This is a genomic window from Pseudomonas sp. NPDC087817 (genome assembly GCF_044742875.1).
GTDB lineage: Bacteria > Pseudomonadota > Gammaproteobacteria > Pseudomonadales > Pseudomonadaceae > Aquipseudomonas.
The window spans coordinates 34,074-43,781 of the sequence record NZ_JBIUVJ010000046.1 but is presented as its reverse complement, the minus strand read 5'-3'; the positions used below and the strand labels follow the sequence as shown (position 1 = coordinate 43,781).

The window sequence follows — 9,708 nt, the reverse complement described above, 5'->3', positions numbered from 1 at the left end:
GGCCAACGGCTTACCCCGCCTATCCCCCGCCCGCGGGGCGGCGCCCCCGGCAACACCAGCGCGGCCTGATCGCTCTGCTGGCCAGCAGCGTCAACGCGGCCGACGGCAATATCGAGAAAATCAGCATGGACGAACGCGATGGTCGCATCAGCGTTGTCCAGTTGGTGGTCAGCGTCCACGACCGTGTGCACCTGGCCCGCGTGATCAAGAAACTGCGCGCCCTGACCGGGGTAATCCGCATTACCCGCATGCGTGCATAACTCACACCTAACAAGGAGTCATACATGACCAAGACTGTTATCACCAGCGACAAGGCCCCGGCCGCCATCGGTACTTACTCCCAGGCGATCAAGGCTGGTAACACCGTCTACATGTCGGGCCAGATTCCTCTGGACCCAAAAACCATGGAACTGGTTGAAGGCTTCGAAGCCCAGACCGTCCAGGTGTTCGAGAACCTCAAAGCCGTGGCCGAAGCTGCCGGTGGTTCGTTCAAGGACATCGTCAAACTGAACATCTTCCTCACCGACCTGAGCCACTTCGCCACGGTCAACGAGATCATGGGCAAGTACTTCGACCAGCCATACCCGGCCCGCGCCGCCATCGGCGTAGCTGCCTTGCCAAAGGGTTCGCAGGTTGAAATGGATGCCATTCTGGTCATCGAGTGATGCGCACGGCGCGGCCTTCAAACGCCGCGCCGACTGCTCAGCAAGACAAGGTTTTGAAAGGATTCCACCATGCGCAAAGCGCTAGCTCTCCCGCTGCTCGCCATTTTCCTCGGCGGCTGCGCCAGCAACCCTGCCGACCGTGACATCAGCGGCACCTGGATCAACCAGGTGGCGATCGATGCTGCCACCAAGGGCGGCTCCCTGCGCGAAGCGCTTCAGGCCTACGGCCCGAATCTGGAATGGGATATCAACACCAAGGCCAGCCAGGCCCGCTACACCAACGGTTTCGAGAACGTCGAAGGACGGCTGCTGGGTGAGAAATCCGGCGCCTGGAAAGTCGACTTCTATGGCAGCTCCGCCAGCGAGCTGAAACGTGATGGCGGGCAACTGCAGCAAGCCGCCAGCGACAACGAACCGGAACAGGTCTTCGACCGCGCCCAGATCCCGGTGCCGGAAGGCGCACCGATCGGCGCCAGTTTCGAACGCGCGCTGTATTCCGCTTACATGGGCGGCAGCTGGAAAATCGCCAGCGGCCAGGGTGAAGGCAACACCGTGCAGTTCCAGGCCGATGGCCAGGTCTCCGGTTTGCCGGGTGCCGATCGCTATGCCCTGTGCCTGGCGGGTGACTGCGCATCGATGAGCAGCACCAATGACAATATGTGGCTGCAGCTCAATGGTCAGGGCAACGCCTACATCTTTGCGCGCAAGGGCAAGGAACTGGAGATCTTCCAGGCGGTGAACACTGCATTGACTGATGAAATGCCGCAGTACACGCCGGGCGAACGCAAGTGGTTGCTCGAAAAGCAGTAAGCACACGCTGAGAACAACACATAACCCTGTGGGAGCGGGCTTGCCCGCGATGAGGCCATCAGACTCAACACTTGTGTTGACTGCCATGCCGCCATCGCGGGCAAGCCCGCTCCCACACTGGTTTGTGGTGTGCGGGAGTCAGCACTTACCTTCAAGAATTGCGGCATAACCTTCGCGGTAGCTTGGGTAAGTCGGCGTCCAGCCCAACGCTTTCGCCCGGGCGTTGCTGCAACGCTTGCTGCCGGTGCGCCGAACGCTGGCATCTTCCGCCCATTCGGTAACGCCCAGATACTCGCGCAGCCAGCCCACCACTTCGGCCAACGGCGCCGGTGCATCGTCGACGCCGATGTAGAAATCCTCCAGCTTCACGCCCTGCCGAGCCTTCTCCAACAGGAATGCCAGCAAACCGGCCGCATCGTCAGCATGAATCCGATTGCCATACAGCGGCGGCTCCACCGCCACGCGATAACCGCGACGCACTTGAGTCAACAACCATTCGCGGCCCGGGCCATAGATGCCAGTCAGACGCAGAATGCTCGCCGGAATGCCGCTATTGAGCGCCACCTGCTCAGCCTCCAGCATCAAGCGCCCGGAATAACCGGCGGCAACGGTCTCTGAGTGTTCATCCACCCACTCCCCATCCTGCTGTCCATAAACGCTGCTGCTGGACACAAAGATCAGCCGCTCCGGCACCTGACCATAGTCGTCGAGCCAGCTCAGGACATTCTGCAAACCCTGCAGGTAAGCGGCGCGATAACCAGCCTCGTCGTGATCGGTGGCTGCCGCGCAATACACCAGATAGTCCACGGCACCCACCGGCCAGGTCGCCGGACAGTCTTCGTTGAACAGGTCGCCGGCAACGCCGATCACACCGTCGGGCAGCTTCGAAACATCCCGGCGCAAGCCATGAACTTCCCAGCCAGCCGCCAGCAATTGCTTGGCCAGACGACTGCCGACATCACCACAACCGGCAATCAAAACAGAAGGCGCGGACATCAAAAAACTCCTATCGGAAAGATACAGACTAGCGCTGGCAAAGGACGGGCGGCTAGCAATGAAGGAAAAAAAGATACTCTATTACTTTTGTTAACAAGAATTACTTGCAATAATGCACGCCACTTTTGTTCTCGGCCTTACGAGGCCTGGAAGAGCATCAACGTTTTTCTATCTCAGGTCCGGCCAGCATGACACGCAATCAAATTCCCGCTTCGCCAACCAATCGACCTCGCGCCTGGAGCGCAATGGCGGCTTTGCTGCTCAGCCTGATGCTGGCACCAACCGCTGCTTTCGCCGACGCCCAGGCACCAGCCGCCCCGGTCGCGACCGAACAGCATGCACCTGCTACTGACGCGCCAGCCGCTGCTCCGACCGCCACCGATCCGGTGCAAGCAGTAGACGCTGCCGACGTTCCTGAAGTGCTCGAAGCCGACAACACGCTGGGCATGGCCCACGACCTGTCGCCATGGGGCATGTACCAGAACGCCGACATCATCGTGAAAATCGTGATGATCGGTCTGGCCATCGCGTCGATCATCACCTGGACCATCTGGATCGCCAAAGGCTTCGAGCTGATGGGCGCCAAGCGTCGTCTGCGTAGTGAAATCGCCGCTCTGAAGAAAGCCACCACCCTTAAGGAAGCCAGCGCCACGGCGGGCAAGGAAGGCACCCTCGCCAACCTGCTGGTGCACGACGCGCTCGAAGAAATGCGCCTGTCGGTCAACAGCCGCGAGAAAGAAGGCATCAAGGAACGCGTCAGCTTCCGTCTTGAGCGTCTGGTTGCAGCCTGCGGTCGCAACATGAGCAGCGGCACTGGCGTTCTCGCCACCATCGGTTCCACCGCGCCGTTCGTGGGTCTGTTCGGTACCGTGTGGGGCATCATGAATTCCTTCATCGGCATCGCCAAAACCCAGACCACCAACCTCGCCGTCGTAGCGCCCGGTATCGCTGAAGCGCTGTTGGCCACTGCATTGGGTCTGGTTGCGGCCATTCCTGCGGTGGTGATCTACAACGTCTTCGCCCGCTCCATCGCCGGTTACAAGGCGCAGGTGTCCGATGCCTCGGCAGAAGTTCTGCTGCTGGTCAGCCGCGACCTCGACCACCAGCCTGAGCGCAGCTCGCAGCCGCACATGGTCAAAGTGGGGTAATCGGCCATGGGCCTGCATTTGAAAGAAGGCGCAGACGACGATCTGGCCGAGAACCACGAAATCAACGTCACGCCGTTCATCGACGTGATGCTGGTGTTGTTGATCATCTTCATGGTGGCCGCTCCATTGGCCACCGTCGATATCAAAGTCGACCTGCCTGCCTCGACCGCCAAACCGGCGCCGCGGCCAGAGAAACCGGTATTCCTCAGCGTCAAGGCTGACCAGCGCCTGTTCCTCGGTGAAGACGAAGTGAAGCCCGAAACACTGGGCGCCACCCTCGACGCCCGCACCAAAGGCAAGAAAGACACGACGATCTTCTTCCAGGCCGACAAAGGCGTGGATTACGGCGACCTGATGAGCGTGATGGATAACCTGCGCTCCGCCGGTTACCTGAAGGTTGGTCTGGTCGGACTCGAGAGCGCGGTCAAAAAATGATCACGACGCGCCATAAGCTGACGCGTTACAGCGGTAGCCTGGCCGTGGTGCTGGGCGTTCATGCGCTGGCCATCGCGCTGGCGCTGAACTGGACCGCCCGCCCGCCCATCGAATTGCCGCCGCAGGCAATGATGGTCGAGCTGGCCCCGGTTCCGGCCCCGCCACCGCCTGCACCGCCGAAAGTCGTCACACCGCCGCAGCCACCGGCTCCGGTCGAAGAGTTGCCGATCCCGAAACTGGCCGAAGCGCCAAAAGCCGAAATCGCGGTGCAGAAGCCTAAACCGAAGCCAAAGCCTAAACCGCCGAAGCCGGTCGAGAAGAAGCTCCCCGATCCGCCGAAAGAAAAACCTTCCGAGGAAAAACCGGCCGACACGCAACCGACTCAGGCACCGACGGAGAAATCCGCCCAGCCTGCGCCAGGCCCGTCGCCTGCACAAATGGCCGCCAAGGCCAGTTGGCAAGGCACCCTGCTCGCGCATCTGGCCAAGTACAAAAAGTACCCGGCCAGCGCTCAGGCACGGGGTAAGGAAGGCTTGAACCGTCTGCGTTTTGTGGTCGATGCCGAAGGTAATGTGTTGTCGTTCGAACTGGTGGGCCGCTCCGGCAACGCCGATCTGGACCGGGCCACCCTGGAAATGATCCGCCGCGCACAACCGCTGCCCAAGCCACCGGCCGACATGCTGAACAATGGCTCGATTGAAATTGTTGCGCCGTTTGTTTACTCGCTGGAACGTCGCCGCTAAGTAACACCGCAGTACCTGTAGGAGTGAGCCTGCTCGCGATGGGGCCGTGTCAGTCAGTCATTTATCGCCTGACACACCGCTATCGCGAGCAGGCTCACTCCTACAAGGGTTCTTCGTCAGCCGTAAGAAACCCGCCAAAAAGGCACCGAAAGGTGCCTTTTGCTTATCTGCCCGCGGCAATCACACATTGCCCGGTGTCGCACGCCTCCCTCAGTCTGATAACGTGCGTCTATCGATTGCAGCCGGTATGCTTGGCCCGCATCTTCATGGACGCTTGCTATGACTCTCACAGAATTGCGCTACATCGTTACCCTCGCCCAAGAGCAGCACTTCGGTCACGCGGCCGAGAAGTGCCACGTCAGCCAACCGACCCTCTCCGTGGGCGTGAAAAAGCTTGAAGACGAACTCGGTGTGCTGATCTTCGAGCGCAGCAAAAGCGCCGTGCGCCTGACCCCGGTCGGCGAAGGCATTGTTGCCCAGGCGCAGAAAGTGCTGGAGCAGGCCCAAGGCATTCGTGAACTGGCCCAGGCCGGCAAGAACCAGTTGACCGCCCCGCTGAAAGTCGGCGCCATCTACACCGTCGGCCCATACCTGTTCCCGCACCTGATTCCGCAACTGCACCGGGTCGCCCCGCAGATGCCGTTGTACATCGAAGAAAACTTCACCCACGTGCTGCGCGACAAACTGCGCAACGGCGAGCTCGACGCGATCATCATCGCGCTGCCGTTCAACGAAGCCGACGTGCTGACCCTGCCGCTCTACGACGAACCGTTCTACGTCCTGATGCCGGCCCAGCACCCGTGGACGCAAAAAGAAACCATCGACGCCGGCCTGCTCAACGACAAGAGTCTGTTGCTGCTCGGCGAAGGCCACTGTTTCCGCGATCAAGTGCTGGAAGCCTGCCCGACCCTGACCAAGGGCAACGACGGCGCCAAACACACCACGGTCGAATCCAGCTCGCTGGAAACCATTCGCCACATGGTCGCTTCCGGCCTGGGCATCTCGATCCTGCCGTTGTCGGCGGTGGACAGCCATCACTACGCCCCGGGCGTGATCGAAGTGCGGCCGCTGTCGCCGCCGGTGCCGTTCCGCACCGTGGCCATTGCCTGGCGCGCAAGCTTCCCGCGGCCGAAAGCCATCGAGATCCTCGCCGATTCCGTTCGCCTGTGCTCGGTGGCCAAGCCAGCGGCACCGGTTACGGCCGGTTAAGCCAGCGTCATGACTGAGTTGTCGCAAGTGTCGGTGACGGCACTCAAGGGTGTCGGCGAAGCCATGGCCGAGAAATTGGCCAAGGTCGGCCTGGAGAATCTCCAGGACGTGCTGTTCCACCTGCCGCTGCGTTATCAGGATCGCACCCGCGTGGTGCCGATCGGCGCATTGCGGCCAGGGCAGGACGCCGTGGTCGAAGGCACCGTCAGCGGCGCCGACGTGGTCATGGGCCGCCGGCGCAGCCTCGTCGTGCGTTTGCAGGATGGCACCGGCGGCCTCAGCCTGCGCTTCTACCACTTCAGCAACGCGCAAAAAGAAGGCCTCAAGCGCGGCACGCGGATTCGCTGCTACGGCGAAGCCCGTCCCGGTGCGTCGGGACTGGAAATCTACCACCCGGAATACCGCGCCATCACTGGCGACGAACCGCCGCCGGTGGATGAAACCCTGACCCCGGTTTACCCGCTCACCGAAGGCCTGACCCAGGCGCGGCTGCGCCAGTTGTGCATGCAGACCCTGACGATGCTCAAGCCTGCCACCCTGCCCGACTGGCTGCCGACCGAGCTTGCCCGCGACTATCAACTGGCGCCGCTGGCCGATGCGATCCGCTACCTGCACAACCCGCCCGCCGATGCCGATGTCGACGAACTCGCCCTCGGTCATCACTGGGCGCAACATCGCCTCGCCTTCGAAGAGCTGCTGACGCATCAACTGTCGCAGCAGCGCCTGCGCGAGAGCATGCGTTCACTGCGCGCGCCGGCCATGCCGAAAGCGACAAAACTGCCGCCCAAGTATCTGGCCAACCTCGGTTTCAATCCGACCGGCGCGCAACAGCGTGTCGGCAACGAAATCGCCTACGACCTCAGTCAGCACGAACCAATGCTGCGCCTGATTCAGGGCGACGTCGGCGCGGGTAAAACCGTGGTCGCCGCCCTCGCCGCGCTGCAAGCGCTGGAGGCGGGTTACCAAGTTGCGCTGATGGCGCCGACCGAGATTCTCGCCGAACAACACTTCATCACCTTCAAGCGCTGGCTCGAACCGCTGGGCATAGATGTCGCGTGGCTGGCCGGCAAGCTCAAGGGCAAGAACCGCGTCGCCGCGCTGGAGCAGATCGCCAGCGGCACGCCGATGGTGGTCGGCACTCACGCGCTGTTCCAGAACGAAGTACAGTTCAAAAATCTCGCACTGGTGATCATCGACGAACAACACCGCTTCGGCGTCCAGCAACGCCTGGCGCTGCGGCAGAAAGGTGTCGGCGGGCGCATGTGTCCGCATCAACTGATCATGACCGCCACACCGATTCCACGGACCTTGGCGATGAGCGCCTACGCCGACCTCGACACCTCGATCCTCGACGAACTGCCGCCCGGTCGAACCCCGGTCAACACTGTGCTGGTCACCGACACCCGCCGCGTCGAAGTCATCGAACGCGTGCGCAGTGCCTGCGCCGAGGGCCGTCAGGCCTATTGGGTGTGCACGCTGATCGAAGAGTCGGAAGAGCTAACCTGTCAGGCTGCCGAAACCACGTTTGAAGACCTCACCCTCGCCCTCGGCGAGTTGAAAGTCGGGTTGATTCACGGGCGCATGAAGCCCGCCGAGAAAGCTGCGGTGATGGCCGAATTCAAGGCCGGCAACCTGCAACTGCTGGTCGCCACCACGGTGATCGAAGTCGGCGTCGATGTGCCCAACGCCAGCCTGATGATCATCGAAAACCCTGAACGCCTTGGCCTCGCGCAGTTGCACCAATTGCGCGGCCGCGTTGGCCGGGGCAGTGCGGTCAGCCATTGCGTGCTGCTCTACCATCCGCCGCTGTCGCAGATCGGTCGTCAACGTCTGGGCATCATGCGCGAGACCAACGACGGTTTCGTCATCGCCGAAAAAGACCTCGAACTGCGCGGCCCCGGCGAAATGCTCGGCACCCGCCAGACCGGCCTGCTGCAATTCAAGGTCGCCGACCTGATGCGCGACGCCGACCTGCTGCCCGCCGTGCGCGATGCTGCGCAGGCCTTGCTGGAGCGCTGGCCGACCCACGTCAGCCCATTGCTCGACCGTTGGCTGCGCCACGGGCAGCAATACGGCCAAGTGTGAGCACCGTCGCAGTTTCTGAAAGATCCTTCCGACAGAGCTGGTTATACTCCTGCCATTGTTTCAAAAACGGATACAGACCATGACCGAAGCTGCTCTCGCCCCCGAATCTCCGCACGCTCCGTCTGTCATTCGGCTGCTGCTCAACAAGCTGGGCGTCGCCTACGAAGAAGTGCTCGAGCACCACGGCCTCAATGCCTCGCGCAAAGTGCAAGCCGTGTTGCTGGACGACGCCGTTGGCGCCCTGATGGTGCTGTTTCCACAGAGCCAGTTGCTGGATCTCAATCGCCTCGCTGAACTGACGGGCCGTCGCCTGACCGCCGTCTCGACCGAGCGCCTGGAAAAGATGCTCGGCAAACACAGCCTGAGCCTGCTGCCGGGCCTGCCGGCGCTGACCAGTTCGCCGTGCCTCTATGAAGAAAGCCTGCTGCGCGAACCGAAGTTGCTGATCAACTCCGGCGAGCCGGGCCTGCTGCTGGAAATCGCCAGCGAAGACTTCAAGACCATGCTGACCAAGGCCAGCGCCGCCAACTTCGGCGAAGCTCTGAGCAGCATCCGCCCCAACCTCGACCGCCCGGACGATGACCGCGAGGAAATCACCCAGGCCGTGCAGGCGTTTACCGCGCGCCGGATTCAACAGCGTCTGGAAGCGACCATCGAGATTCCACCGCTGGCCGAAACCGCGCAAAAAATCATCAAGCTGCGCGTCGACCCCAACGCCACCATCGACGACATCACCGGCGTGGTCGAAACCGATCCGGCGCTGGCTGCACAAGTGGTGAGCTGGGCCGCATCGCCGTATTACGCCTCGCCGGGCAAGATTCGTTCGGTGGAAGACGCGATCGTTCGCGTGCTCGGCTTCGATCTGGTGATCAACCTGGCGCTGGGCCTGGCCCTCGGCAAGACCCTGAGCCTGCCCAAAGACCACCCGCAACACACCACGCCGTACTGGCAGCAGTCGATCTACACCGCCGCCGTCATCGAAGGCCTGACCCGCGCCATGCCACGCGCCCAGCGTCCGGAGGCCGGCCTGACCTACCTCGCCGGTCTGCTGCACAACTTCGGTTACCTGCTGCTGGCCCACGTCTTTCCGCCACACTTCTCGCTGATCTGCCGCCACCTGGAGGTCAACCCGCACCTGTGCCACAGCTACATCGAGCAACACCTGCTCGGTATCAGCCGTGAACAGATCGGCTCGTGGCTGATGCGCTACTGGGACATGCCCGACGAACTGGCCACCGCCCTGCGCTTCCAGCACGACCCAAGCTACGACGGCGCCTACGCTGAATATCCGAATCTCGTCTGCCTGGCCGTACGCCTGCTGCGCAGCCGTGGCATCGGCTCCGGCCCGGATGAAGACATCCCCGACGCCCTGCTCGAACGCGTCGGCCTGACCCGCGACAAAGCCAACGACGTCGTCAGCAAAGTGCTTGAAGCCGAAGTCCTGCTGCGCGAACTGGCTTCGCAGTTCAGCCAGGCCTGAAACGCATCACGGGCAAGCCCCACTCCCACAAGATCAACACGATCCCTGTGGGAGCGGGCTTGCCCGCGATGAATCCAGCTCGGTTTCCTGGATGTACTGAACCCCTGTGGCGAGGGAGCTTGCTCCCGCTCGACTGC

General features: G+C 62.2%; 10 protein-coding genes. 9 read left to right on the top strand and 1 reads right to left on the bottom strand.

Going from position 1 to position 9,708, the window contains the following annotated elements; all coding sequences use genetic code 11:
- The 3 genes from ACIONG_RS22700 to ACIONG_RS22690 all read left to right on the top strand — a co-directional run.
- A partial coding sequence (locus ACIONG_RS22700; RefSeq protein ID WP_401302828.1) for an ACT domain-containing protein occupies positions 1–260 on the top strand: 260 nt, incomplete at its 5' end.
- A gap of 24 nt (positions 261–284) precedes the next feature.
- Entirely contained in the window at positions 285–665 is a 381-nt protein-coding gene (locus ACIONG_RS22695; protein WP_401302826.1) for a RidA family protein, read from the top strand.
- Between the two features lie 69 nt (positions 666–734).
- Positions 735–1,475 (top strand): hypothetical protein, encoded by a 741-nt coding sequence (locus tag ACIONG_RS22690; protein ID WP_401302824.1) that lies wholly within the window; start codon positions 735–737, stop codon positions 1,473–1,475.
- Between the two features lie 138 nt (positions 1,476–1,613).
- On the opposite strand, the gene ACIONG_RS22685 is transcribed toward ACIONG_RS22690, so the two are convergent.
- A complete protein-coding gene (locus ACIONG_RS22685; protein WP_401302822.1) occupies positions 1,614–2,471 on the bottom strand; it encodes an SDR family oxidoreductase in 858 nt (285 codons plus the stop codon).
- A gap of 188 nt (positions 2,472–2,659) precedes the next feature.
- Between ACIONG_RS22685 and exbB the strand changes: the two genes are divergently transcribed.
- The 6 genes from exbB (at position 2,660) to ACIONG_RS22655 (ending at position 9,571) form a co-directional block, all read left to right on the top strand.
- On the top strand, positions 2,660–3,619 hold the full coding sequence (gene exbB, locus ACIONG_RS22680; protein ID WP_401302820.1) for a tonB-system energizer ExbB: 960 nt from the start codon (positions 2,660–2,662) through the stop codon (positions 3,617–3,619).
- A gap of 6 nt (positions 3,620–3,625) precedes the next feature.
- Positions 3,626–4,054 (top strand): TonB system transport protein ExbD, encoded by a 429-nt coding sequence (gene exbD, locus ACIONG_RS22675; RefSeq protein ID WP_103302606.1) that lies wholly within the window; start codon positions 3,626–3,628, stop codon positions 4,052–4,054.
- Positions 4,051–4,797 (top strand): energy transducer TonB, encoded by a 747-nt coding sequence (locus ACIONG_RS22670; RefSeq protein WP_038359287.1) that lies wholly within the window; start codon positions 4,051–4,053, stop codon positions 4,795–4,797. Before exbD ends, ACIONG_RS22670 begins: the two co-directional genes overlap by 4 nt.
- Positions 4,798–5,076: 279 nt before the next feature.
- The gene (locus ACIONG_RS22665) at positions 5,077–6,006 is read left to right on the top strand and encodes a hydrogen peroxide-inducible genes activator (protein ID WP_103302608.1); all 930 of its coding nucleotides are present in this window, start codon (positions 5,077–5,079) and stop codon (positions 6,004–6,006) included.
- 9 nt (positions 6,007–6,015) lie between these two features.
- Positions 6,016–8,091: an ATP-dependent DNA helicase RecG gene (recG, locus tag ACIONG_RS22660; RefSeq protein WP_103302609.1), complete on the top strand. Its 2,076-nt coding sequence runs from the start codon at positions 6,016–6,018 to the stop codon at positions 8,089–8,091.
- A 79-nt stretch (positions 8,092–8,170) separates the two neighbouring features.
- A complete protein-coding gene (locus tag ACIONG_RS22655; RefSeq protein WP_103302610.1) occupies positions 8,171–9,571 on the top strand; it encodes an aminoacyl-tRNA deacylase and HDOD domain-containing protein in 1,401 nt (466 codons plus the stop codon).
- The last annotated feature ends 137 nt before the right edge of the window (positions 9,572–9,708 follow it).

Bases quoted from the DNA above. Each gene is read 5' to 3' on its own strand.
- ACIONG_RS22695 (WP_401302826.1), top strand. From the start codon at position 285: ATGACCAAGACTGTTATCACCAGCGACAAGGCCCCGGCCGCCATCGGT.
- ACIONG_RS22670 (WP_038359287.1), top strand. From the start codon at position 4,051: ATGATCACGACGCGCCATAAGCTGACGCGTTACAGCGGTAGCCTGGCC.
- ACIONG_RS22685 (WP_401302822.1), bottom strand. From the start codon at position 2,471: ATGTCCGCGCCTTCTGTTTTGATTGCCGGTTGTGGTGATGTCGGCAGT.
- ACIONG_RS22655 (WP_103302610.1), top strand. From the start codon at position 8,171: ATGACCGAAGCTGCTCTCGCCCCCGAATCTCCGCACGCTCCGTCTGTC.
- ACIONG_RS22665 (WP_103302608.1), top strand. From the start codon at position 5,077: ATGACTCTCACAGAATTGCGCTACATCGTTACCCTCGCCCAAGAGCAG.
- exbB (WP_401302820.1), top strand. From the start codon at position 2,660: ATGACACGCAATCAAATTCCCGCTTCGCCAACCAATCGACCTCGCGCC.
- ACIONG_RS22690 (WP_401302824.1), top strand. From the start codon at position 735: ATGCGCAAAGCGCTAGCTCTCCCGCTGCTCGCCATTTTCCTCGGCGGC.
- recG (WP_103302609.1), top strand. From the start codon at position 6,016: ATGACTGAGTTGTCGCAAGTGTCGGTGACGGCACTCAAGGGTGTCGGC.
- exbD (WP_103302606.1), top strand. From the start codon at position 3,626: ATGGGCCTGCATTTGAAAGAAGGCGCAGACGACGATCTGGCCGAGAAC.